Origin of the sequence: Mesorhizobium sp. LSHC420B00 (genome assembly GCF_000503055.1) — a bacterium.
GTDB lineage: Bacteria > Pseudomonadota > Alphaproteobacteria > Rhizobiales > Rhizobiaceae > Mesorhizobium.
In genome coordinates this window covers 36,508-59,700 of the sequence record NZ_AYVY01000019.1, presented here as the reverse complement: position 1 = coordinate 59,700, position 23,193 = coordinate 36,508, and the positions used below count along the sequence as shown (strand labels likewise).

The window sequence follows — 23,193 nt, the reverse complement described above, 5'->3', positions numbered from 1 at the left end:
GAATGTGCTGCGACAAGGGCAGGTTGCATAAAAAATCGGCAGCGTCTGGAGGCGACACTTGCTGCAACGCCTACTCATATCTCAGCGCGTCGATGGGGTTGAGCCGTGCGCCGCGCAGCGCCGGGAAGAAGCCGAACACCATTCCGATCAGCGCGGAGAAGCCGACCGCAAGCAGGATGACCGCCGGGCTTGGAGCAAACGGGATCGTCAGCGTCAGCGAGGCAAGACCGGCAAGCGCCAGGCCGATCAGGATGCCGATGATGCCGCCAAGCAGCGACAGCACGGTTGCCTCGACCAGGAACTGGATGAGGATATGCTTTTCGTGGGCGCCGATGGCGAGCCTGATGCCGATCTCGCGCGTGCGCTCGGTTACCGACACCAGCATGATGTTCATGATGCCGATGCCGCCGACGAGCAGGCTGACGCCGGCGACGGCGCCGAGCATGCCAGTCATGGTGGTGGTCGCGCTGGCCATGGCATCGGCGATCTGGGTCATGTCGCGGATCGAGAAATCATCGTCACGGTCGGGCGTGATGCGGCGTGTGTCGCGCAAGATGTCCTCGACGCGCTGCTGCAGCACCGTGGTCAGCGTACGGTCGTCGGCGGCGACATAGATCGAGTCGATGTCGCGATTACCGGCAATGCGACGCTGATAGGCGGCAAGCGGCATCAGCACGACATTGTCCTGGTCCTGGCCGAAGCCGGTATAGCCCTTCGGTTCGAGCAGGCCGATGATCTTGCAGGAGGTGCGGTTGACGCGGATGATCTCGCCTTCGGGATCGCCGGCGCCGAAGAACTGCTGGCGCACCGTCTCGCCGACGAGGCAGACGCCGGTGCCGGAGCGGGTTTCCGAATCGCTGAAGGGGCGGCCCGAGACCAGCTTCCAGTCGCGGGCATCGAGATAGGCGCTGTCGGTGCCGGTGACGCCCGAGGTCAGGCTTTCGGTGCCGAAAATGACGCGCACCTGCTTTTGCGACGCCGGCGAGATGGCGCGCGCGCCGTCCAGGTGCGCGACAAGCGCGGCGAAGTCCTTGTCGGCAAGAGGCCGGACCACCTGGTCGAGCCCTCCCGGGCCGCCGGGTCCGGCCGGCCGGCCGGAACGAATGACGAGCAGGTTGCTGCCGAGCTTGGAAATGTCGGACTTGACCTTCTCAGTGGTGCCCGAGCCGATGGTCAGCATGGCGATAACGGCGGCGACGCCGATGACGATGCCGAGCAACGTCAGGAACGAGCGCAGCACGTTGCGGCGGATGGAGCGGAGCGAGAGGCGAACGGTTTCCCAGATCATGGCTAGGCCATCTCGAGATTGGCTGTGTCCGAGGCGACATGGCCATCGAGGAAACGGATCGTGCGCTGCGCATAGCCGGCAACATCGGCTTCGTGCGTGACCATCGCGATGGTCAGACCGAGCTCGGTATTCAACTGCGTCAGGAGCTCCATGATCTCGTGCGTGCGGGCGGTGTCGAGATTGCCGGTCGGTTCGTCGGCGACGAGCAGCGTCGGCCTGGTGACGATGGCGCGCGCGATCGCCACGCGCTGCTGCTGGCCGCCGGACAGCTCGGCCGGCGTATGATGCTCGCGGCCGATAAGGCCGACCTCGGCAAGTGCCTGCATGGCCAGGCCGCGGCGCTCGCGGGCACCGACGCCGCGATAGATCAGCGGCAGTTCGACATTCTCGGCGGCCGTGGTGCGCGGCAAGAGGTTGTAGCCCTGGAAGACGAAGCCGACATAGAGGTTGCGCAGCACGGCGCGGCGGTTGCGGTCGAGACGGCCGGCGTCGATGCCTTCGAAGCTGTAAGTCCCGGCCGTCGGCGTGTCGAGGCAGCCTATGATGTTCATCGCCGTCGATTTGCCTGAGCCAGACGGCCCCATGATGGCGACGAATTCGCCGCTTCTGATGGCGAGGTCGACGCCGGCCAGCGCGTTCACCCGGGCCTCGCCCTGGCCATAGCTTTTCCAGACCTTGTCGAAGCTGATGAGGGCCGCGCCCGACGCCACAGTCTCAGCTCCGCTGCTGCGAGGCGGTAATGACTTGTGCGCCTTCCTCAAGGCCGGAGACGATCTCGGTCAGTTCGCCGTCGGTCGAGCCGACCCTGACGTTGACCGGATGCGGCAGGCCGTTCTCCAGCACGTAGAGCGTGCGCGAGCCGTCGGTGGGCTTCGTCGCCACCTGGCGCTGGCGGTTGCCGCCGGGGCGTCCCATGCGGCCGGTAAACAGGGTCGGTGAGGCTCCAGCCGCGCTCCGCCGTCTGCGCCGGCCGGTAGCGGAAGGCGATGGATGGCACGGTGAGCACGTTCTTGGCCTGCTTGGTGACGACCGAGACGGTGGCGGTCATGCCGGGCCGCAACAGAAGCTCGCTGTTATCGACATCCAGCCTTGCATCGTAGGTGACGACCCCGTCGGTGGTGACCGAAGCATAGGAAATGTCGCGGATTTCGGCGTCGAACGGCCGCTCAGGGAAGGCATCGACGGTGAAGCGCGCATGCTGGCCGGGCCTGACGGCGCCGATATCGGCCTCGTCGACTGCGGCTTTCAGTTCCATGTTCTTCAAATCCGCGGCGATGACGAACAGCACCGGCGCCTGCAGCGAGGAGGCGACCGTCTGGCCGGGATCGACCGAGTGCGTCAATATGATGCCGTCGATCGGAGCGTAGATGGTGCTCTTGGCAAGATCCGTCTGCTGCGCCTTGAGATCGGCATTGGCCATGGCGAGGTTGGCTCTGGCGATGTCGAGCGCCGCCTTCGAGCGGTCGCGCGTGGCGGTCGCCGCTTCAAGCGACTGGTCCGTCGCCATGCCGCGCTTGGTCAGTTGTACCGCGCGCACCAGACCCATTTCGTTTTCGGCGAGGGTTACGGTGGCGTCCTCGACGCTCGCCGCTGCTGCCTTTGCGGAAGCCTGGGCGCGCTCGATCTGTACCTCCAGCTTGGCAGTGTCGAGAGCGGCCAGCACATCGCCTTTCTTCACCAGCTGGTTCTCGTTGACCGAGACCGAGCGGACGACGCCGGAGAGTTCGCTGGAAATATCGACCTGGGTGAGGGGCTGCAGCGTGCCGGTAGCCGAAACCGCGACGGTAAGATCGGCCATGGCGGCCAGTGTCGTGGTATATTCGATCTTGGCGGGCGAGCCGGAATACCACTGGTAGCCGACAACCGCCGCGGCGACGGCGAGCAGCGCAAGCAGCGCGTAAAGCCAACCGCGACGGCGTTTTGTCTTCAGGCCCTGGTGGTCAAGCCCGAGCGCCGTCTCGATGACGGAAGCGGATTCCGTCTTTGGCAGATTGACAATCTGGTCCACGCCGGACCCCTATGTTCAGTGATATCCCATCAGTGCACAAATCAGGCTTTATGGTTCAAAATTCAAATTAAATTTCGCTCATGTTGGGAATGAGGCAGAGGACTTACTGAAATGCAGCCGCGGAATTACTTGCTTTACGACGTATTCACCACTACCCGGCTGGCCGGCAATCCGCTGGCCGTCGTGCTGGACTGTGACGGGCTGGACCTTGCGGCGATGCAGGCCATGGCGCGCGAGTTCAACCTGTCCGAAACCGTCTTCGTGCTGCCGCCCGATAATCCCAAACACCGGGCTCGTATCCGTATCTTCACGCCCGACTATGAAATGCCGTTTGCCGGCCATCCAACCGTCGGCTCGGCGATAGCGCTGGCCGAATTGGCAGGGGCCGAAAGGGCCGAGAATGGCGCTGGCATCTTTGTGCTCGAGGAGAATATCGGCCCGGTGCGCTGCGCTGTCAGCAAGCACGATAGTTCGACCTTTGCCGAGTTCGACTTGGCGAAACTGCCGGCGCAGCTGGAATTGTCGGCCGATCCCGAGGCGATCGGTGCGGCCCTTGGCCTTGGGCCGCACGAGATCGGCTTCGAGAACCACCGCGTTTCATTTTGGTCGGCTGGAGTGCCTTACGTGACCATCCCCGTCGCCAATCTAGAGGCGGCTGCCCGGATCAGGCTGGACAACCAGGCGTGGACGGAACTGGCGCCGCGCAAGAGCGAATGGGCCTTCGCCAGCCCCTATGTGTATTGCCGCGAGACGGTGCACCACGACAGCGCCTTCCATGTCCGCATGGTCGTACCCGGCAACCCTTCCTACGAAGACCCGGCGACCGGCTCGGCGGCCGCCGCCTTCGCCGGCGCGATCATGCATTTCGACCGGCCGACGGATGGTGCGTCGCAGCTGTGGATCGAGCAAGGGCTGGAGATGGGCCGGCCGTCGCGCATTCGCCTCGAACTGAATGTCGAAGGCGGCAAACTGGCAGCCGCCCGCATCGGCGGCCATGCGGTCAAGGTGGCGGAAGGCAAGCTGTTTGTCTGATCCTACCCTTACGCTTCGTCATCCTAGGGCGGAGCAGGAGCGAAGCGACTCGCGAAGACTCTGGGATCCATGCCGTGACCGGACGGCAACGCGCCGACGGTGCAAGCTGGACTTCAACTAGCCGCCGTCTTTCTGCTCATTTGCGGACGGATGCTAATCCGCGTCGCTGCGTTCTTCGACGACTGTCACGGCACGGGTCCCAGGGTCTGCGCTCCGCTTCGCGTTCGCTCCGCCCAGGGATGACGAGACCCCCGGTGCGATTTGTCGGGAAATGAATCCGGCAGGGCTGGACATGGCGGATGTCGGCGGCTATATGCCCGCCAACGCCGGTTTTGCCGGCCGAGTGGGTGCGTAGCTCAGTTGGTAGAGCAGCTGACTCTTAATCAGCGGGTCCACAGTTCAATCCTGTGCGCACCCACCAAATTTTTCAGAAAATTGGTGGAAAGACCTAGAAAGCGGGATGTTTCGCCGCTGTCGGGTGGCCGCATTTATGCAACCGCTATTGGATAGTTGGCCGCAGACAGCTGAGGATCGCCCGCACTATGGCCAAGACGCCGTCGACGGCATCGAAGTTTGTCCTGCTTTTACCGACGGTCCATTTAAGGTCGGGTGCTTCGGGCAAACGGAGGTCCTGACAGACAAACCAGCCTGAAAGCATAAAGAGGTCTAGATGTCTCGGATCGCCTTCCGAATAGTAAGGAAATTGGAAGAACAATCTTACGGGGCCACCGTATGCTAGCTTGAAAGTCATCGAGAATCTAATATCATGACCAAATTTGTCTTCGAAGATTCCGCTAAAACTAAGGTCTCGGGCATCGTATTGATGCCATTGCGTCGATAGCCCCAAAGAACTCCAAGCCTTAAGGGTATGGGCTTTCAGCTCCTTGCGATTAGGGAATTTTGCCTCTTCAGGGTTATAGGGAGTAGGCGGATCGACATAGTCCGTCTCGGTTCTCCACTCCTCCGCAGCGCTGCGAAGATCTTCGAAAATCTGAACGATTTTCGGATTTGTCTGCTCGCCGGAAAAAATTGAAATTCGCCATTGAGAAATCATCTCGCACAGTTCTTCGACCGTATGGCCGGATCGCTCTGCCCAATCCGCCGTGGCCAGTATCCACGGCGAATTGTATTTCAACCCAGCAAAAGCTCCGCTCTTGCTGTCGAAATCTTCGATAATCCGAGCAAGAATATCGCGAAGCCCCTGTTTGGGGTTTCCGAAATGTTGCGAGGGTTCGTTCATCGACGCAGCCCAAACTTTGCGAGCGTTTACGTCTCCGAAACACCAGCCTCAGCAAAGCTTGCCATGCGGGCGTGGCATTCGAGCGCTGAACGAACAATGTTGACGGCGAGGCAGGCGCCGGAGCCTTCGCCGAGCCGCATGCCGAGATCAAGCAGCGGCGGCAGGCCGAGCGCTTCGAGCAGGCGGCGATGGCCGGATTCGGCGGAGACGTGGGCAGCGAGTGTGTGGGCGAGGCCTGCCGGGTGCAGTTTCGCCAGGGGTGCGGCGGCGGCGGTGCAGACGAAGCCGTCGAGCAGCACCGGCACACCAAGACGGCGAGCGGCGAGCGTTGCGCCGAAGATGGCGGCGAGTTCGCGCCCGCCAAGCGTGGCTGCGATCTGCAGGGGATCAGTGAGAGCCTCGGCGTGGCGCTTGAGGCCGGCCTCGATGGCGACGATCTTGCGCACAAGGCCGGCATCATCGACGCCGGTGCCGCGCCCGGTCCATCTTTCCGCGCCGCCGCCGAACAGCGCGGTTGAGATGGCCGCCGCCGGGGTGGTGTTGCCGATGCCCATTTCACCGAAGCAGACGAGGTCGAGATCCTTGCTGACCGCGTCGTAGCCCGCGGAGACAGCGGCGAGGAAGGCCTCGTCATTCATTGCGGGTCCTTGGGTGAAATCGCCGGTCGGACGGTCGAGGTCGAGCGGGATGACGTCGAGTTCGGCACCGGCAATGCGGGCAAGCTGGTTGATGGCGGCGCCGCCGCCGGCGAAATTCGCCACCATCTGCACGGTGACTTCCGAGGGGAAGGCCGACACGCCCTGTGCGGTGACGCCGTGATTGCCGGCGAAGACGAAGACCTTGACGCGGTCGAGTTTTGGCATGTCGCGGCCCTGCCAGCGCGCCAGCCAGGCGGCTATCGCCTCCAGCCGGCCGAGGCTGCCTTGCGGCTTGGTCAGGGTGTCCTGGCGGTGGGCGACGGCATTGGCCGCGGCGTCGCTGCCATTGGGCAGGTCGAGGCAGGCGGCGCGCAGTTCATCGAGCGATTTGAAAGGCATGGGGGCAAAATCTCCGAAACAGAGTCAGGACAGGGAAACGGAAGCGACGAGCAGGATTGCGATCTCGCCGAGCTGCTGAAGGGCGCCGACGGTGTCGCCGGTCTGGCCGCCGATCTGATTGAGGCAAAGCGCGCGGAAGGCGGCGAATAACAGACCGAGCAGGATGATCGCGAAAACGGCAGCGCCGAACCCAAGCGCCAGCAGTGGGATGGCGCCGAGCACGGCCCCGATACCAGCGGTCTCGGCCGAGACCGTCCCCGCATTGGCCGAGAGGCCGTCTGCGCGCGCTGGCGGCAACAGGTGCATGAACGCGCCGAGCAGGCCGCGCGAAGCGGCATGCGCGGCTATGAGGGCCCAGAACACGTAGACCGGGCCGGCGAGTTCGGCGAGCAAGGTCCAGCGGATCAGCAGCGAGACAGCAAGTGCACAAGCGCCGTAGGCACCGATGCGGCTGTCGCGCATGATCTCCAGCTTTCTGTCGCGTGTCTTGCCGCCGCCAAAACCGTCGGCGACATCCGAAAGCCCGTCCTCATGCAGACAGCCGGTGGCGAGCAAGATCGCGGCAAGGGTCAATGCGGCGGCAGACCCTCCGGCCAGGCCGAGCCTTGTCCCGATGGCGTAGACCAGCGCACCGGCCAGAGCGACGGCGAGGCCGGCCACGGGCGCCGCCCAGATCGCGGCAGCAAGGCTACGGACGCGGAAGTCGGTTCTCGGCAGCGGCAGCCGGGTGAAGAAGACGAGGCAAAGCGCGATGTCCTCGAAAATCTGCCGTTGCGAGGCCTTCATCCACCCCTCGCAATGGCATGGAAGAAGGTGCCGCTGACATGGCCGCGCCGGTAGCCGGAGGCGCCGAGCGGATTGCCTTGCCCATCGGCGAGGTCGGCCAGCGGCTCGTCATTGCCGGTCGCGATCATCTGCGCATAATGGAATTCGTGGCCGCGGATCAGCGTGCCGTGGCTGCCGAGCGGGCACCCGGAACGCAGCCGCGCCTCGCGGTAGCCGAGATTCATCTTGCGCTTGGCGAAGCTGGTCGAATGACCGAGCAGGCCAAGCATTCGATGCGTCTCGCCCGACGCGTCCTCGAGCGCCTCGCCGAGCACCATGAAGCCGCCGCACTCACCATGCACCGGCCGCGTAGCGGCGAACCGCGCCATGCCGGCTCTGAAATTCGCCGCGGCGGCGAGGCGACCGGCGTGAAGCTCGGGATAGCCGCCGGGCAGCCAACAGACATCGCAATTGTCGCCTGGTGCTTCGTCGGCGAGTGGCGAGAAGGGAATAATCTCGGCGCCGGCCTTGCGCCAATGCATGGCGACATGCGGATAGAGGAAGCTGAAGGCGGCGTCCTCGGCAAGTGCAATGCGCTGGCCGGGGGGCGGCAGCGCGTCGCCGAAATTGCCCGGCGCGGGCGTGAATGGCGCCGCCAGCGCCATGATGGCGTCGAGGTCGAGCGAGCGCTCGACCATGTCGGCCAGCCGGTCGAGGTGCGCCATCAGATTCTCATATTCGCCGGCCTGGACGAGGCCGAGATGGCGTTCGGGCAGGTTGAGCGAGGGATCGCGCAAGATAGCGCCGACGACAGGCAGCCCGAGTGCCTCGATGGCATCGCCGCATAGCCGGCCGTGGCGCTCGCTGCCGAGCCGGTTGAGCACGACCCCCGCCATGCGCACATCCGGATCGTAGGTGGCAAAACCCTTGGCGACGGCCGCTGCCGTGGTCGACTGGCCGGAAACGTCGAGCACCAGCAGCACCGGCAGGCCGTAGAGCCGGGCAAGGTCGGCAGCCGAGCCGGACCGTCCTGGAGCAGCCGGAATCCCGTCGAACAGGCCCATGGCGCTTTCGAGAAAGATAAATTCGGCATCCTCGTTCGCTTCACCAGCCAGCGCGTTGAGCAGGGCAGGCGGCATTGCCCAACTGTCGAGATTGACGCCGGACAGGCCGGTGGCTGCGGCGTGGAAGCCGGGATCGATATAGTCCGGGCCGGATTTGGCGCCGCGCACCTTCAGGCCGCGCCGGGCGAGCGCGCGCAGAATGCCGATGGTGACGCTGGTTTTGCCCGAGCCCGAGCGCGGCGCGCCGATGATGATGGCGCGGGTCATGACTCACCCGCCAATGCCGCGCGCATCGCGACGATGCCGCCAACGACGATCAGCGCCGGCGAGGTCAGACCGGCGGCCGCTGCCTCTTCCGCAATGGTGGCGAGCGTGGCGACGACGATCCGTTCCTGCGGTGTCGTCGCAGCGACAATTACCGCGGCGGGCGTCGAAGGCGCCAGCGCGCCCTCAAGCAGCGAGGCGGCGATCAGCGGCAGATTGGCCATGCCCATATAGATGACCACCGGCTGGCCGGTACGGGCGATGGCCGCCCAGTCGAGATCGTCATCGGTGCCGGCGGCGTGACCGGTCGCCAGGATCAGCGCCTTGTTGATGCCGCGCATGGTGCCGGGAATGCCGGTGGCGGCCAGCGCGCTGAGGCCGGACGTCAGGCCAGGCAGGATGTGGAACGGGATGGTTTCCCCGGCCAGCGCCAGCGCCTCTTCGCCGCCACGCCCGAAAATATAGGGGTCGCCGCCCTTCAGCCTGACGACGCGCCGGCCCTCGCGCGCCAGCCGGACCAGCAGAGCGGTGATGTCGTCCTGCTTCATCGATGGTTTGCCACCGCGCTTGCCGGCATAGAACAGTTCCGCGCCCTCGGCGACGGCGACGACTTCGGGCGAGACCAGCGCGTCATAAACCAGCGCGTCGCACTGTCCGAGGGCGGCCAGCACTTCCAGCGTCAGGCAGCCGGGATCGCCAGGGCCGGCGCCGGCCAGCCAGACATGTCCGGGCTCCAGCTGGCGCGGCTTGAAGTTCAGCCGGGTGAGCGCCTGCTCGACAGTAGTGTTTCTATTGCTGCCGCTCACGATCCGTCTCGTCCGCGAAAACGCCGCTGGTAGTGGGCGTCGTAAAGTGAACTTTCACTAAAATCTTCCGCCGCCAGCGAGCGGCCGACGAAGATGATCGCCGTGCGTTCCATAGGATCCGCGCCTAGCTGCGCCCCAATGGTCGCCAGCGTGCCGGTCAACACCCGCTCGTCCGGCCAGGAGGCGCGGAAGACGACCGCGACTGGGCAGTCGGCGCCGTAGTAGGGCGTCAGCTCGGCGACGACGCGGTCGACAGCGTGGATGGCGAGGTGGATGGCGAGCGTGGCGCCGGTGCGGCCGAAGCCGGCCAGTGTTTCTCCGGGCGGCATTTTCGAGGCGCGGCCGGAGATGCGGGTCAGCACCAGGCTTTGCGCGACTTCCGGAATGGTCAGCTCGCGGCGCAGCGCGGCGGCCGCGGCGGCAAAAGACGGCACGCCCGGCGTCAGCGTGTAAGGGATGCCGTGCTTTTCCAGCCGGCGGATCTGCTCGGCAACGGCGCTCCACACGGAAAGGTCGCCTGAATGGAGGCGGGTGACATCATGGCCGGCCGCGTGGGCTGCCAGATATTCGGCCTCGATCTCGTCGAGTGACATCGGCGCGGTGTCGATCAACATCGTTCCGGGCGCGCAGTGCTGCAACAGCTCCGGCGCGACGATCGATCCGGCATAGAGGCAGACGGGACAACTGCCGAGCAGACGGCTCCCGCGCAAGGTGATCAGATCGGCGGCACCCGGGCCGGCGCCGATGAAATGGACGGTCATACCGCATCTCCGCTGATGGCGATGGCGCAGGTGACAGCACCGAGCACGGTGCGTGGTCCGAGCAGTTTTGCGCCTTTGCCGGCGGCGGCAAGCGCGGAGGCTTCGGAAACCGACGGCGTGCCGGCGTGCTCCTGTGATAGGTTGGAGTGGCTGGTTGTAGATGCAGCTTTGAGTTCGTCCTGCTCGACAACGATCACCGGAAGGCGGAGTTCGCGTCCGGCGGCGAAGATTGCCGCTTCATCCTGCTTGAGAGACGCGGTCGCGAGCGCCGAAAGCGCGGGCAGGGCAAGCCCGTGCGCCTCCAGCGCGGTTTCTACCGCAGCAAGCACGTCGCGTGCGCTGACGCCTTTGCGGCTGCCGATGCCCGCGACCATCATGGCTTCACCCAGCTCCATTGGGTGACCGGCATAGCCGGCCGCCAAGCCTGCATCGAACCGACCGGCGAAGCACGGGATATGGCGATGCGGGTGAGCTCGCCGCCGAGCGCAGCGTGACGGGAAAGCAGCAGTGCCTCCATCTCCAGCGTCACCGCGTTGGCGACGAGGCGGCCGCCGGCGGGTAAGGCATCGATGGCTCTTTCCAGCACGCCGGCATCGCTGCCGCCGCCGCCGATGAAGATCGCCGCCGGCGTTTCCAGTCCGGCAAGAGCTTGCGGTGCCGAACCTTCAACGACGGCGAGACCGGGAACGCCGCAGGCCGCGGCGTTGTGTCGGATGCGCGCGGCGCGGGCCGGATCGGCTTCGACGGCGATGGCGCGCATGGAGGGATGCGCGAGCATCCATTCGACGCCGATGGAGCCGGAGCCGGCGCCAATGTCCCACAGCAGTTCGCCGCGCCTTGGCGCGAGAGCGGACAGGGTGACGGTGCGCACTTCGCGCTTGGTGATCTGGCCGTCGTGCTCGAACAAATGATCGGCAAGGCCCGATGTCAGCGGCAGGACGCGTGCTTGCGGGGTCGAATCAACTTCGATTGCGAGCACGTTGAGTGGGTTGATCTTTTCGAGGTCGAAAGCGCCGGCGTTCGCCGAGCGCAGCCTTTCGTTCTGCCCACCCAGCGCCTCCAGAACCGTCAACCGCGAGGCGCCGAAGCCGAGTTCGGTCATGAGACGGGCAATCGCTTCCGGTGCATCGCTATCCGAGGTCAGCGCCAGAATGCGGGTGCAAGGATGCAGCAACGGCCGGATCAGGTCGAGCGGGCGGCCATGCAGCGAAATGGTCTCGACGTCCTGTAGCGCCCAGCCCAAGCGTGAGGCGGCCAGCGAGAAGGCCGAGGGCGCGGGGATCACCCGCATATCCTCCGCCGCGACCTTGCGGGCGAGGGTGACGCCGACACCGTGGTAGAAGGGATCGCCGGAGGCCAGCACGCAGACGCGTCTGCCGGAGAGCGCCTGCACGTCGCGCATTTCGGCATCGAAAGGCGTCGGCCAGGCGCGCGCTTCACCTTTGGCGAGCGATGCGACGAGGGCCAGGTGGCGCTTGCCGCCGAAAACGAATTCGGCACCCGCGATCAACTGCTTGGCCTCGTCGCCGAGACCCGCTACACCGTCCTCGCCGATGCCGATGATCGTGAGCCATTTTGGAGTGAGCACGGCGGCGCGCGGACCTTCAGCAGGCATGATGACCCACCGCATTCTGATCCTCGGCGGAACCACCGAAGCCCGGCAGGTGGCCGGAATACTCTCGGTGCGCTCCGATCTCGCGATTACGCTTTCGCTGGCCGGCCGCACTGAAAACCCGGCCGCGCAAGGCGTGCCGGTGCGGGTTGGCGGCTTTGGTGGCGTCGACGGGCTGGCGTTGTATCTCCACGAGACGGACGTCGACCTGCTGATCGACGCCACGCATCCCTATGCGGCGCAGATCTCCGCCAATGCGGCGGAAGCAGCGCGCCGATCCGGCGTGCCGATCGTTGCGCTCAAGCGCCCAGGCTGGGAGCCTGCCGAAGGTGACCAGTGGACGCTGGTCGACGGTGTTACCAGCTCGGTGACGGCGCTGGGATCGGCGCAGCGCCGCGTGTTCCTGGCGCTCGGACGGCAGGAGATCACTGCCTTCGAGGCTGCACCCCAGCACCACTATCTCATCCGTAGCGTCGATCCGGTCGAACCAAGACTTACTGTGCCCGACGCGACCTATCTCTTGGCGCGCGGGCCGTTCCAGGAGCCGGACGAACACTCGCTGCTTCAAGAGCACCGCATCGATGTCGTCGTTTCCAAAAACAGCGGCGGCGAAGCGACCTACGGCAAGATCGCCGCAGCGCGGGCGCTCGGCATCGAGGTGGTCATGATCCGCAGGCCGGCGTTGCCGGACGTCACGTCGGCTGAGACGGTCGAATCTCTTGCCGCGATGGTCGATCATTTTCTGGTCGGTCATGTTCTTGGGCCCGCTGCCGACCGTGGCGTATAGACCAGCGCTGGCTTTTCACCGCGCTTGATGATCCGGGTTTCCGGTGAACCGATGATGATGCAGGTGGCCATGTCGGCATTTTGCGCATCGGCTTCCGCCAGCAAGAAAACTTCGATGCGCTCGTCGGGACGGCCGGCGGCGCGACCGAAGATCACCGGCGTGGTGCCCGGCAGGATCGCGGCAAGGCATTCGAAGGCGCGGCCGAGTTGCCAGGGGCGCGCCTTGCTGATCGGATTGTAGAGCGCGATGACGAAGCCGGCGCCGGCCGCGGCCAGCAGGCGCAGCTCGATCAAATCCCACGGCTTCAGATTGTCTGACAGCGAGATGGCGCAGAAATCATGGCCGAGCGGCGCGCCGATGCGGGCGGCGACGGCGAGCATGGCGGTGATGCCAGGCACGATGGCGATGTCGACCGCGCGCCACTCGACCGGCCCCGCCTCGATCGCCTCGCAGACGGCCGCCGCCATGGCGAAGACGCCGGGATCGCCGCCCGATACGACCGCGACATTGTGGCCTTCCGCAGCCTTCAGCAGCGCGTCCCTGGAGCGCGCTAGCTCCTCGCGATTGTCGGAAGCGACGCGAATCTGGTCGGGACGCAGATCAAGCCGGTCAAGATAAGGCTTGTAGCCGTAGAAGAATTTCGCCTCGGCGACGGCCCGGTTCGCTTCCGGCGTCACCTGGTCGGCGTTGCCAGGCCCCAGGCCGATGACGGTCAGGCGGCCGCTCATGCTTCGGCTCCCAATGCGCTTGGCCGCCCCGACCAGCCGGCGACCAGCACGATGGCGAAATAAGGCGCCTGGTCGTCCTTTTTGTCGGCAAGCCGCATCGAGACGCCGCCCGGCATGGTGCCGCGCTCGACATAGATGGCCCGCGGCAGCTTGTCGGTCGCCTCCAGCGCACGCCTGATCTTGGGCAAGTTGCGGCCGACCTTCATGATTACGGCGGCATCGGTGTCGGCGAGGCGGCGCGTCAGCTCGAATTCGCTCATGGTGCCCGGCAGCACCGTCAGCACGTCGTCGCCCTGGACGATCGGTAGGCCGGTCGCCGACCAGCAGCCGGACATGGCGGTGACGCCGGGAATGACTTCGGTCGGAAAGCGATGCGCCAGCCTGACATGCAGATGCATGTAGGAGCCGTAGAAAAGCGGGTCGCCTTCCGAGAGCACCACAACCATCCTGCCGGCGCTGAGATGCTCGGCAACCTTTTCGGCCGACTGCTCGTAGAAATCCGTGATCTGCGAGCGGTAGTCGCCATGATCCTTGTCGATCTCGGTGGTCACCGGATAGAGCAGCGGCAACTCTATCAAATCAGGGCGAAAATGGGTTCCGACGATGGCACGCGCGTTGCTGTTGTTGCCGCGCTTGGCGAAATGCGCAACGACATCGGCCTCCGCCAGCGCGCGCACTGCCTTCAGCGTCAAGAGTTCTGGGTCGCCAGGACCGGTGCCAACGCCGACCAGCCGACCTCTTGCGATCGCATTCATAGGCCCGGCCTCGCCAGTGCGTTGAGTGCGGCGGCGGTCATGGCGCTGCCGCCCAGCCGGCCGCGCACGATGGCGTAAGGCACGCCATAGGAATTTTCGGCCAGCGCATCCTTCGATTCGGCGGCACCGACAAACCCGACCGGCATACCGATGATCGCCGCCGGCTTCGGCGCACCATCGCGCAGCTTTTCCAGCAGATAAAACAGGGCGGTCGGCGCATTGCCGATGGCGACGACCGAACCGGCCATGCGCTCGCCCCACAAATCGATCGCCGCGGCCGAGCGGGTGTTGCCGATTTTTCTCGCGATGTCGGCGGTCCGCGGATCGCGCAGCGTGCAGATCACTTCGTTGCCGGCCGGCAGCCGCGCGCGCGTGACGCCATGCGAGACCATCTGTGCGTCGCAGAAGATCGGCGCGCCGGCGCTCAACGCTGTGCGCGCAGCGGCGACGAAATCGCGTGAGAAAACGAAATGCCGCGCAGCCTCGACCTGGCCGCATGCATGGATCATGCGGATAGCGACGTCGGCCTCGGCTTCGGAAAAGCGCGACAGGTCGGCCTCGGCGCGGATGATGGCGAAGGAGCGCTCATAGATCGCTGTGCCATCATGAATATAGTCGTAGGTGATGGGGTTCTGGGCGGGCATGCTCATTCCTGTCGGTAAGCTTTGACGACGCCGGCCGTGCCAAGCCTTGCAAGGCAGGCGGCGGCAGTCTGGCCTCGAAGTCGTTTTCTGCGGATTGCCGCTGCAATGCCGCCGATGCCGCGCGAGGCGTCATCGCCCGGCCTGTATCCGGCAGGAAACATCTTAGCCGTCCCGTCCACGACAAGTCCGGCTCCGTTTTCGCTACCGACCAATGTCAGCGCCGCCGGACCGGGATGGGCGCAGCCCTTGGCGCAGCCGGAGATGTGCAGCGTCAAGGAAGAATCGAAGATGTCGCGGTTTTCCACGGCGATGGTCTCGGCGATTTCGCGCGTCGCGATGCGGCCGGAGGCACAGGCGGGAGCACCCGGGCAAGCGGCGATCCTGGTGCGCGGGTCGGCGGCGTCGGTGACGAAGCCGAGGGTTGCGGCGGCTTGGTGGAGCGGCGGGCAGGCCGCTGGCGCGAGGCCGAGGAAAACCAGCGCGCGGCCCGGCGCCAGGCGGATTTCGGTGGCGCCAAGGGCCAGCGCGCTCTGCGCGAGAGCGATGATCTGGTTCGCCGGCATGCTGCCGAAGGGTAGGCCGATGCCGAGGGCGGTTCCGGCTGCAGCCAAGTCGAAAACTCCGATGGGCCGGCGATCCTTCGCGCCCCCCTCTGTCCTGCCGGACATCTCCCCCACTTGGGGGGAGATCGGCAGCTTCGCCGGTGGCTCACTCTTAGCATGCTTATCGATTGGCGAAAGCTGAGATGAGGGCGCAATCTCCCCCCAAGTGGGGGAGATGTCCGGCAGGACAGAGGGGGGCGCGAAGGATCGCCAATTTGCCAGAGATCTCAGCTGTCTTTCTGTCAAATCCCGCGCATGGGCATCGCGCCCCTTTTCGGCAACCATCCTTAGGATCGCAACGGCGATGTCGCAGGCCGCATCTTCCTCGGCCATGACGAGTAGCGTCGCAGTCTGACCGCCGCCGGCGATAGCCACCTGCCATTGCGTCCCCGCATCGGTCCGCACCGCAGCCAGCCTGGCATCGGCCGTCACTGCATCCAAGGTCAGCTGTCCGCCACCGTCGACAATCACCGAGACCTTCGGGCCAAGACGCTGCGTGACGCCGGCGTCCTCGATTGCCGCCCGAATCCGCTCCGCTAGCGGGCGCGGATCGGCGATTTCCTGCGGGTCGAGCCCGGCCAGCGGACCAGTCTCGACCGGCACGCCGGTGCGAACGGCAACACCCAGCGCATCGACCTCCATCGCCAGCAGCCGGGCGCTTTCGGGCGTCAGGCCGCGTATCTGCAAGCTGCCGCGGGCGGTCACTTCCATAATGCCGTTGCCGTGGCGCAGGGCGGATTCGCAGAGTCCGATCAACGACTTCGGCAACAGTCCTCCAGCGACCGGATTGAGCCGCACCAGCAGCCCGTCGCCGGTTTGCATCGGTGCCGACAAAGCAGGGCAGGCGCTGCGTCGGGAGAAAGCGTTCATGCCGCCACCCCAAGCGCCTGGGCTTCGGCAATCAGTGCGGCGAGATCGTCATCGATCGAATTGCGCAGCGGATGCCACAGACCGCGCCGTCGTGCCGACATGAAACGTTCGGCCATGACCTTCGCCGCCGACGGGTTCTCGCGCAGGATGAAGGCGCGGACAACGGGGTCGCCGAGATAGGCGTCGTGCACGGCCTCGATCAGCGCGCCAGATATGGCATGAGTGGTCTCGGCAAAGCCGACAAGCCGGTCGACCGTCTCGGCGAATTCCGAGGCGCCGCGCGGCCCGTGGCGCATCTGGCCGGCAATGAAGCGCGGATTGACGGCGCGTGCCCGTACGACGCGGGATACGGCGTCCCCAACCGAGCGTGGCTTGGGCTTTTGCGGATCCGTGGTGTCGAGCACGATCACGTCAGCGTTTTTGCCGAGCGCGGCAAGCGCTGCCGAAAAGCCGCCGATAAAGGCGACGTCGGCCGAGCCTTCGAGGATGTCGCGGCCGGGATCGTCGCCGGTATGAACCAGAAGGTCGGCCTCAGCGATGCGGCCCTCAAAAGCGCCGGGCGCCGAAATGCCTTCGCCCTCGGCGCCGCCATAGGCATGCGAGGTGGCGGCGAGATAGGCGCGGCCGATCTCTTCGCGCGCGGCCCAGTCGCCGCTTGATAGCAAGTCCTCGATGCCGGCGCCGTAAGTGCCGGGCGAGGTGCCGAATATGCGCGGGCTGATCTTGCCGTCTGCACGGGTTCTCGCCGCCAGCGGGTTTTCCGAATCGTCCTCGTCGCGGGTCGCGACGGCGTTGGCGGCGGCATCGATCAGCGCGATCTGGGTTGGGAACATGTCGCGGAACAGGCCGGATATGCGCCAGGTGACGTCGACGCGCGGGCGGCCGAGCGTTGCCGGCGGCAGCACCTCGATGCCGGTGATGCGGCCGGTGGCGGAATCCCATTGCGGCCGGCAGCCCATCAGCGCCAGGCCTTGCGCGATCTCCTCACCGCCGGTGCGCAGCGAGGCCGAGCCCCAGAGGTCGATGACCAGCGAGCGCGGCCAGTCGCCATGCGATTGCATGTAGCTGCGGACGACTTCTTCCGCTGCCACCTTGCCCAGATCATAGGCGGTCGGCGTCGGCATGGTGCGTGGGTCGGCGGTAAACAAATTGCGGCCGGTGGGCAGCACATCGCGCCGGCCACGCGCCGGTGCACCGGCCGGACCGGCGGCGACATGGCGGCCGTCGAGGGCCGCGATGAGTGCTACTTTCTCGGCTGCCGCACTCTGCTCGCGCAAAGGATCGGTTTCGCCCTCAGGCGAGCGACCGTAGATATGCAGGCCGTCCTTGATGGCGAAATCCTTGAGATCGCAGAGCCAGGCGTCGATGCGGCGCAAGGCTTCGTCGGCTGCGTCGGTCCTGGCGACGCCGGCCTCTGAGGCGAGGCCGGTCTTTTCCGCAGTCTCGACGATCAGCTTCGCCAGGCGGTCGCGGCGGCGGCGGTCGAGCCCGTCGGCCTGGGCATATTCGTCAACCAGTCGCTCGAGTTTATGCTGCTCTTCGTCCAGCCCGGCGCCGGTCAGCGGCGGCGGCAGATGGCCAAGCGTGACGGCGGCAATGCGTCGCTTGGCTTGTGCTGCCTCGCCGGGGTTGGAGACGATGAAAGGATAAATGACGGGCAGGGGGCCGGTGACGATTTCGGGAAAGCAGTTTTCGCTGAGCGCCACGGTCTTGCCGGGCAGCCACTCCAGCGTGCCGTGGGCGCCGACATGGATAATTGCATGGATGCCGAGCGACTTACGCAGCCACAAGCCAAAGGCGATCAGTGCATGGCGCGGCGGCAGTGTCGGGTCGTGATAGTCGGCGCGACGGTCGGCTGAGCGCCCGCGATCAGGGGCGAGGGCTACGGTGATATTGCCGAAGGTGGCGGCGCGGAAGGGGAATTTTGCGGTGGTGGGCGCTTGGACACCCCCCTCTGCCCTGCCGGACATCTCCCCTTCAAGGGGGGAGATTGGCAGTTCGGCTGCCGGCTCTCCCTTAACGCCCTTGGTAGTTGGCGAAAGCAGAGACAACAGCGCAATCTCCCCCCTCGAAGGGGAGATGTCCGGCAGCACAGAGGGGGGTGCCTCGCGCGAACCTGTCTCATCATCCGTATTCCCCCATGCGGCCTCCACCGCAGCGATGGCCGCCGGCGGCAATTCCTTCGAGAAGGTCAGATAATCCTGCAAAGCCAGTCCCTGGTCGGCTGGCTCCAGCACCTCCAGCAACTGACGCGGCGTTTGCGGAATCCCTTCAACGGCGTAGCCCTGTTCGCTCAGGTCGTGCAGCATCGCCAGCACGCTGGACGGCACGTCGAGACCGACGGCATAGCCGGTGCGGCCGGGCGCGCTCGGATAGTCGGGGATCAGGATGGCGAGCTTGCGCTCCGCACGCGGCGTCCGCTGCAGACGCACGAAGGCCTCGATACGGTTCGCGACCTGCGCCACGCGGTCAGGCTCTGGCCGGTTGGCGAAGGCGCGGAAGGCCAATGCCGGATCGATCTCGCTTTCGCTCTTGAAGGAAATGGCGCCGGCCAGGATGCGGCCGTCGAGCTCGGGCAGGACGACATGCATGGCAAGGTCGGCGGGCGCCAGGCCGCGCTGGTTGTTCTGCCAGATGTCGCGGCGGGTGGTCGCGACGACGACCTGGAACACCGGCACTCCGGCGCGGTCGAACAGCGTCTCGACGCCGGGTTCGGCGCCCGAGGCGAAAGCTGTGGCGGTGATGATGGCGGCAGGGTTCAGCGCGGCAAACGCGGTTTCGACAAAGGCGAGCGATGCCGCGTCCTTGAGGCTGGAGACGAAGATGGGGACCGGCGCTATGCCACGCTGCCCGAGCGCCTCGACAAGCGCATCGATGGGCGCGACATCGGCGGCGAGCAGCATCGAGCGGTAGAACAGGATGGGGATGATGGGGGCGNGCGCATCGATGGGCGCGACATCGGCGGCGAGCAGCATCGAGCGGTAGAACAGGATGGGGATGATGGGGGCGGGTTCGGCGGACGGTAGGTTTAGGCTGCGTTCCGTCGCGCCCCCCTCTGTCCTGCCGGACATCTCCCCCACAAGGGGGGAGATCGCCTGGTCATCGTCGCCTTCGTCAATGTTCGATGTTGCAGAAGTCGCGAGACGGTCAGTGACAGCCGATCTCCCCCCTTGTGGGGGAGATGTCCGGCAGGACAGAGGGGGGCGCGAAGGAATGCCGACGCTTGATAAGTCCATTCTTTCTATAACGCCGCGTCCCGGCTCGTAAAATCCCGCCTTTGGCACGCTGACAGGTTCAGCGACCGCCGCACCCGATCCGGCGAGACTTGCCAACCTCTGCACCAGCGCCGTCATATTCGCCGGGCCACCTTCGCGGAAATAGTCGAGCAGACCATCAAGTTCCTGGCGCGGCAGCGTCGAGCCTTCGATCAGCCGCAAATCCTCGTCGTGGCTCTCGCCCGGTAGGAGCGCCAGCTTAATACCGCGATTTCGCGCGACAACGGCAAGCTGGTCGCAGCCGTAGCGCCACCAGTCGTAACCGCCGAGGATGCGGACCAGGACGACCTTGGCGTGGCGGGCGACGCTGTCGATCCAGAGGTCGACGGACATCGGGTGGCGCAGGTCGCGCAAGGCGGCGAGCCGCATCGACGGCAGGCGGTCCGCATCTGCCTTCCACGCCGCCGCCAGCCCGGCGAGGTCGCTGTCGGTGAAGGACAGCGCCACGACATCCGCAGGCGTTTGCCTGAGATCGACAGGCTCGGCGAGATCGTCGAGCGAGGCGGATGTGGTGGTGAGGATGTGCATCGCGGCTCGTACCTGGGATCAGCCGGCGAGGATACGCTCGATCGCCGGGCGGTTCAGCCCTTTCAGGCCGATGACGACGAGGCGCGAGCGACGATCGTCTTCAGCGGTCCAGGCGCGGTCGTAATAGTGGTTGACGCGCGGACCGACGGCCTGCAGCAAGAGCCGCATCGGCTTGCCGCCGACGTCGACGAAACCCTTGACGCGCAATACGTTTTCTTCCTCCGCCGCCGTGGCGACGCGTTGTGCCAGCTCGTCCGGGTCGGACACCGACGCAATGTCGATGACGAACGAGTCAAAGTCGTCATGTTCGTGGTCGAGCTCGTCGTCGTGATGGGTCTTGCGGTTCTCGATGTCGTCCTCGACGGCGAGACCAAGGCCGAGCAGCACCGACGGATCGACCTTGCCTTGCGAGGTCGGCACGATCTTCACCGCCCGCGCAACATGCTTGCCGATGACGGCATTGGCGCGCGCCGCGCCGGCTGCGTCCAGCAGGTCGCTCTTCGACAGGATGATCAGGTCGGCACAAGCGAGCTGGTCTTCGAACACCTCCTCGACAGGATCGTCATGGTCGAGCGTCTCGTCCTGCGCGCGCTGCGCCTGCAGGGCGTCCATGTCGTTGGCAACGCGGCCATCAGCCAGCGCCGGCCCGTCGACGACGGCGATGACGCCATCGACCGTGACGCGGCTTTTCACCGACGGCCACTGGAAGGCCTGGACCAGCGGCTTGGGCAGGGCCAGCCCGGACGTCTCGATCAGGATGTGGTCGACCTTCGGCGTCAGCGACAGGATCTGGTCGAGCGCGGGGACAAAGTCGTCGGCGACAGTGCAGCAGATGCAGCCATTGGCCAGCTCGACGATGTTTTCCTCGGGGCAAGTGTCGATGCCGCAGCCCTTCAGGATCTCGCCGTCGATGCCGATATCGCCGAACTCGTTGACGATGATGGCCAGGCGCTTGCCTTTGGCGTTTTCGAGCAAATGGCGGATCAGCGTCGTCTTGCCGGCGCCGAGAAAGCCGGTGACGACGGTGCAGGGGACGCGCGAAACGTTGGCGGCCGAATCTGGGGAAGTCATATCAAGTCCTTCAAAAGGTCGAGGGGAGGGATGCGGGCAACCAAGCCGCGCTTCAGGCAATCGGGACGGCCGCGCCACGGAATGAGGCCGTCCGTCGAAGTAGCGAACAGCTTTGCCCCCGTCACCAGATCGGTGCCGCTGGTCGTGGTCAGGTCGCCGAAGACATAGCTCCAGCAGCCGTCGCGCAGCATCGCGGCGCTGAGCCGGCGCTTGCAATTGCCGAGGCATTCGACGGTGCGGATTTTAATGTTTTCGCTGGAAGCGGCGCGGCGCGTGTGCTCGGCGAGCAGTTCGCCGGCGCGGGGATAAGCGTCCGAACCGGTCTCGTCACGGCAGGACGAGCAGACGATGACGGTAACGCCGGCCGGGGAATCACCATGGCCGGACAATAAATCCGCTGTCTCAGCCGGAAAACTGCTGTCGCGTTCCAAATCAGGCTCCTTGCCCGGAAAACCCGCCAGGCGATCGGATTCTTATGTCCTAGACGGCAGGTCTCCTGGCTCGCGGGTCATCGCCTGGGTGCCGCCTTCCCGGGAATATCCCAGTGGTTTTCGGCCTTGGCTCGTCGCTTACAGTTGCGGGGACAGCCGCGGATTTGAAATCGAGATTTCGCACCGCATTCCCTCTTGGCCCTTGCCGTTGCGGGCAGGGGACCGTCTGGAACGGATTTAGGCTTGTGAAGGCAGTCGTGTCAACGCACGTCTATGACGCGGCGATATCTGCGAGCGGCTGGCCGAGGTCGCCGGCAGCCGTCACCTCGATGCGCTCGAGCCCGAGCCAACCCTGCATCTGCTTCAATTCCTCGAAAAGGGCGGCGGCAGTTTGCGGCGGGGCGCCGGGCTCCGAATAGGCGGCATGGACGCGCAATACGCCGGCCGGGCGGTCGGCCCTGAGGTCGACGCGCCCGACGATGCTGTCGCCGAGCAGGAACGGCAGCACATAATAGCCATACTGGCGCTTTTCGGCCGGCGTGTAGATCTCGATGCGGTAGTGGAAGTCGAACAACCGCTCGGTGCGCGACCGCTCGAAGACGACGGGATCGAACGGCGCAAGCAAGGCGCGCGCCTCGATCCTGCGCGGCAAACGGGCGTCCTTGTGGAGATAGGCTGTTTTGCTCCAGCCTTCGACGCTCACCGGCAACAGGTCGCCAGCCTCGACCAGTTCCTCGATGCGGCCCTTGATGTCGGCGGGCGAGAGGCGGAAATAGTCGCGCAGATCGCCCGCCGTGGCGACGCCATGGGCGCGGGCGGAGATGCGCAGCAGTTCGCGGTGGGCGTCCGCGGGGGACGGAACTGGCAAAGCGAGTACCGTTGGCGGCAGCACGCGCTCCGGCAGATCGTAGAACCGCTCGAAACCACGCCGGTGCGCCGTGGTGATGCGGCCCGCCCAGAACAGCCATTCGAAGGCATGCTTGGCATGGCTCCAGCCCCACCAGCCGCCCGAGCCCTTCTGGCCTTCGAAAGCCGACGCCGCGATCGGGCCTCGTTCAGCGACCTCGCGATAGATGTCCTCAATGTAGGCGGCGTGCTCGCGCCCCCATTTTGCCAGTCCGCTGTACATTTCCTCGCCGCGCTCGGCCCGCCGCATGCGCCAGCGCATCAGCGGATAGGTCTCGACGGGCAGGAACGAGGCTTCATGCGCCCAATATTCGAAGACCATGCGCTTGCGTGTCACCGCGGCGTCGTCGAGCAGCGCCAGCTTGTAGGGGCCAAGCCGCGAATAGAGCGGCATATAATGGGCGCGAACCACGGCGCTGACGGAATCGATCTGCAGCAGGCCGGTACGTGCAAGCACCCGGGCCAGATGCCGGCGGTCAGGCGTGCCGCTGGGGCGCGGGTCATTGAATCCCTGTGCCGCAAGCGCAATGCGACGGGCCAGGGCAAGCGAGATTTTTTCTTTCATGAAGGCGGTATCCGGACGATGTTAGACAGAGAAAATGACCTGCGATTCCGCCCCCATGCTAGCAAGGTTTTGGCGGCATCTATGTCAGGAGAGAAAAGTGGAGTGAAAAGTGAAGGAAATCAAACAGGAGCGGATCGGACCAGTTTTCCCGGAT

Annotated in this window: 20 protein-coding genes, 1 tRNA gene, 1 pseudogene and 1 riboswitch; of the genes and pseudogenes, 3 read left to right on the top strand and 19 right to left on the bottom strand. The window is 65.5% G+C overall.

What is annotated here, in order from left to right; genetic code table 11:
* Positions 1-70: 70 nt before the first annotated feature.
* The 3 genes and pseudogenes from X760_RS62430 to X760_RS62420 all read right to left on the bottom strand — a co-directional run bounded on the left by X760_RS62430 (position 71) and on the right by X760_RS62420 (position 3,296).
* Positions 71-1,288 carry an ABC transporter permease gene (locus tag X760_RS62430; protein ID WP_023720770.1) on the bottom strand — a complete coding sequence of 406 codons (1,218 nt, stop codon included), beginning with the start codon at positions 1,286-1,288 and terminating at the stop codon, positions 71-73.
* 2 nt (positions 1,289-1,290) lie between these two features.
* Positions 1,291-1,998: an ABC transporter ATP-binding protein gene (locus X760_RS62425; RefSeq protein ID WP_023720769.1), complete on the bottom strand. Its 708-nt coding sequence runs from the start codon at positions 1,996-1,998 to the stop codon at positions 1,291-1,293.
* Between the two features lie 4 nt (positions 1,999-2,002).
* Positions 2,003-3,296, bottom strand: a pseudogene (locus tag X760_RS62420) (efflux RND transporter periplasmic adaptor subunit).
* 111 nt (positions 3,297-3,407) lie between these two features.
* Between X760_RS62420 and X760_RS62415 the strand changes: the two are divergent.
* Positions 3,408-4,328, top strand: coding sequence for a PhzF family phenazine biosynthesis protein (locus tag X760_RS62415; protein WP_023720768.1), 921 nt, complete (start codon positions 3,408-3,410; stop codon positions 4,326-4,328).
* Between the two features lie 345 nt (positions 4,329-4,673).
* Positions 4,674-4,749: transfer RNA gene (locus X760_RS62410), tRNA-Lys, on the top strand.
* A 78-nt stretch (positions 4,750-4,827) separates the two neighbouring features.
* Here the strand turns inward: X760_RS62410 and X760_RS62405 are convergent.
* The 8 genes from X760_RS62405 to X760_RS62370 are packed head-to-tail and all read right to left on the bottom strand — an operon-like array spanning position 4,828 to position 11,880.
* On the bottom strand, positions 4,828-5,568 hold the full coding sequence (locus X760_RS62405) for a hypothetical protein (protein ID WP_023720767.1): 741 nt from the start codon (positions 5,566-5,568) through the stop codon (positions 4,828-4,830).
* A 26-nt stretch (positions 5,569-5,594) separates the two neighbouring features.
* Positions 5,595-6,605: a nicotinate-nucleotide--dimethylbenzimidazole phosphoribosyltransferase gene (gene cobT, locus X760_RS62400; protein ID WP_023720766.1), complete on the bottom strand. Its 1,011-nt coding sequence runs from the start codon at positions 6,603-6,605 to the stop codon at positions 5,595-5,597.
* Between the two features lie 24 nt (positions 6,606-6,629).
* Complete coding sequence (gene cobS / locus X760_RS62395; protein ID WP_023720765.1) at positions 6,630-7,391, bottom strand: adenosylcobinamide-GDP ribazoletransferase; 762 nt, start codon at positions 7,389-7,391, stop codon at positions 6,630-6,632.
* Positions 7,388-8,701, bottom strand: a complete 1,314-nt coding sequence (locus tag X760_RS62390; protein ID WP_023720764.1) for a cobyrinate a,c-diamide synthase — start codon at positions 8,699-8,701, stop codon at positions 7,388-7,390. Before X760_RS62390 ends, cobS begins: the two co-directional genes overlap by 4 nt.
* The gene (gene cobA, locus X760_RS62385) at positions 8,698-9,504 is read right to left on the bottom strand and encodes a uroporphyrinogen-III C-methyltransferase (RefSeq protein ID WP_023720763.1); all 807 of its coding nucleotides are present in this window, start codon (positions 9,502-9,504) and stop codon (positions 8,698-8,700) included. The genes X760_RS62390 and cobA overlap by 4 nt, the downstream gene beginning before the upstream one ends.
* Positions 9,501-10,265, bottom strand: coding sequence for a precorrin-4 C(11)-methyltransferase (gene cobM / locus X760_RS62380; protein ID WP_023720762.1), 765 nt, complete (start codon positions 10,263-10,265; stop codon positions 9,501-9,503). Before cobM ends, cobA begins: the two co-directional genes overlap by 4 nt.
* Complete coding sequence (locus X760_RS62375) at positions 10,262-10,642, bottom strand: cobalamin biosynthesis protein (protein ID WP_023720761.1); 381 nt, start codon at positions 10,640-10,642, stop codon at positions 10,262-10,264. The genes cobM and X760_RS62375 overlap by 4 nt, the downstream gene beginning before the upstream one ends.
* Positions 10,639-11,880 (bottom strand): bifunctional cobalt-precorrin-7 (C(5))-methyltransferase/cobalt-precorrin-6B (C(15))-methyltransferase, encoded by a 1,242-nt coding sequence (locus X760_RS62370; RefSeq protein ID WP_023720760.1) that lies wholly within the window; start codon positions 11,878-11,880, stop codon positions 10,639-10,641. The genes X760_RS62375 and X760_RS62370 overlap by 4 nt, the downstream gene beginning before the upstream one ends.
* Before the next feature lies 1 nt (position 11,881).
* Here X760_RS62370 and X760_RS62365 point away from each other — a divergent pair, with 1 nt between their 5' ends.
* Entirely contained in the window at positions 11,882-12,664 is a 783-nt protein-coding gene (locus X760_RS62365; RefSeq protein WP_023720759.1) for a cobalt-precorrin-6A reductase, read from the top strand.
* Here the strand turns inward: X760_RS62365 and X760_RS62360 are convergent.
* The 8 genes from X760_RS62360 to X760_RS62325 all read right to left on the bottom strand — a co-directional run bounded on the left by X760_RS62360 (position 12,628) and on the right by X760_RS62325 (position 23,039).
* The gene (locus X760_RS62360; RefSeq protein WP_023720758.1) at positions 12,628-13,392 is read right to left on the bottom strand and encodes a precorrin-3B C(17)-methyltransferase; all 765 of its coding nucleotides are present in this window, start codon (positions 13,390-13,392) and stop codon (positions 12,628-12,630) included. The genes X760_RS62365 and X760_RS62360 overlap by 37 nt on opposite strands.
* On the bottom strand, positions 13,389-14,147 hold the full coding sequence (locus X760_RS62355; protein WP_023720757.1) for a precorrin-2 C(20)-methyltransferase: 759 nt from the start codon (positions 14,145-14,147) through the stop codon (positions 13,389-13,391). Before X760_RS62355 ends, X760_RS62360 begins: the two co-directional genes overlap by 4 nt.
* Positions 14,144-14,797 carry a precorrin-8X methylmutase gene (locus tag X760_RS62350; RefSeq protein WP_156948158.1) on the bottom strand — a complete coding sequence of 218 codons (654 nt, stop codon included), beginning with the start codon at positions 14,795-14,797 and terminating at the stop codon, positions 14,144-14,146. The genes X760_RS62355 and X760_RS62350 overlap by 4 nt, the downstream gene beginning before the upstream one ends.
* On the bottom strand, positions 14,794-16,263 hold the full coding sequence (gene cobG, locus X760_RS62345; protein ID WP_023720755.1) for a precorrin-3B synthase: 1,470 nt from the start codon (positions 16,261-16,263) through the stop codon (positions 14,794-14,796). The genes X760_RS62350 and cobG overlap by 4 nt, the downstream gene beginning before the upstream one ends.
* Positions 16,260-20,066 carry a cobaltochelatase subunit CobN gene (locus X760_RS62340; protein WP_023720754.1) on the bottom strand — a complete coding sequence of 1,269 codons (3,807 nt, stop codon included), beginning with the start codon at positions 20,064-20,066 and terminating at the stop codon, positions 16,260-16,262. Before X760_RS62340 ends, cobG begins: the two co-directional genes overlap by 4 nt.
* 18 nt (positions 20,067-20,084) lie before the next feature.
* Entirely contained in the window at positions 20,085-21,137 is a 1,053-nt protein-coding gene (gene cobW / locus X760_RS62335) for a cobalamin biosynthesis protein CobW (RefSeq protein ID WP_023720753.1), read from the bottom strand.
* Entirely contained in the window at positions 21,134-21,568 is a 435-nt protein-coding gene (locus X760_RS62330; protein ID WP_023720752.1) for a DUF1636 family protein, read from the bottom strand. Before X760_RS62330 ends, cobW begins: the two co-directional genes overlap by 4 nt.
* 37 nt (positions 21,569-21,605) lie before the next feature.
* Positions 21,606-21,810, bottom strand: a riboswitch (cobalamin riboswitch).
* A gap of 29 nt (positions 21,811-21,839) precedes the next feature.
* Positions 21,840-23,039: a winged helix-turn-helix domain-containing protein gene (locus X760_RS62325; RefSeq protein WP_023720751.1), complete on the bottom strand. Its 1,200-nt coding sequence runs from the start codon at positions 23,037-23,039 to the stop codon at positions 21,840-21,842.
* Positions 23,040-23,193: the final 154 nt, after the last annotated feature.

Coding starts and splice junctions, on each gene's coding strand:
- X760_RS62430 (WP_023720770.1), bottom strand. CDS start 1,288: ATGATCTGGGAAACCGTTCGCCTCTCGCTCCGCTCCATCCGCCGCAAC.
- X760_RS62415 (WP_023720768.1), top strand. CDS start 3,408: ATGCAGCCGCGGAATTACTTGCTTTACGACGTATTCACCACTACCCGG.
- X760_RS62405 (WP_023720767.1), bottom strand. CDS start 5,568: ATGAACGAACCCTCGCAACATTTCGGAAACCCCAAACAGGGGCTTCGC.
- cobT (WP_023720766.1), bottom strand. CDS start 6,605: ATGCCTTTCAAATCGCTCGATGAACTGCGCGCCGCCTGCCTCGACCTG.
- cobS (WP_023720765.1), bottom strand. CDS start 7,391: ATGAAGGCCTCGCAACGGCAGATTTTCGAGGACATCGCGCTTTGCCTC.
- X760_RS62390 (WP_023720764.1), bottom strand. CDS start 8,701: ATGACCCGCGCCATCATCATCGGCGCGCCGCGCTCGGGCTCGGGCAAA.
- cobM (WP_023720762.1), bottom strand. CDS start 10,265: ATGACCGTCCATTTCATCGGCGCCGGCCCGGGTGCCGCCGATCTGATC.
- X760_RS62375 (WP_023720761.1), bottom strand. CDS start 10,642: ATGATGGTCGCGGGCATCGGCAGCCGCAAAGGCGTCAGCGCACGCGAC.
- X760_RS62370 (WP_023720760.1), bottom strand. CDS start 11,880: ATGCCTGCTGAAGGTCCGCGCGCCGCCGTGCTCACTCCAAAATGGCTC.
- X760_RS62365 (WP_023720759.1), top strand. CDS start 11,882: ATGACCCACCGCATTCTGATCCTCGGCGGAACCACCGAAGCCCGGCAG.
- X760_RS62360 (WP_023720758.1), bottom strand. CDS start 13,392: ATGAGCGGCCGCCTGACCGTCATCGGCCTGGGGCCTGGCAACGCCGAC.
- X760_RS62355 (WP_023720757.1), bottom strand. CDS start 14,147: ATGAATGCGATCGCAAGAGGTCGGCTGGTCGGCGTTGGCACCGGTCCT.
- X760_RS62350 (WP_156948158.1), bottom strand. CDS start 14,797: ATGAGCATGCCCGCCCAGAACCCCATCACCTACGACTATATTCATGAT.
- cobG (WP_023720755.1), bottom strand. CDS start 16,263: ATGAACGCTTTCTCCCGACGCAGCGCCTGCCCTGCTTTGTCGGCACCG.
- cobW (WP_023720753.1), bottom strand. CDS start 21,137: ATGACTTCCCCAGATTCGGCCGCCAACGTTTCGCGCGTCCCCTGCACC.
- X760_RS62325 (WP_023720751.1), bottom strand. CDS start 23,039: ATGAAAGAAAAAATCTCGCTTGCCCTGGCCCGTCGCATTGCGCTTGCG.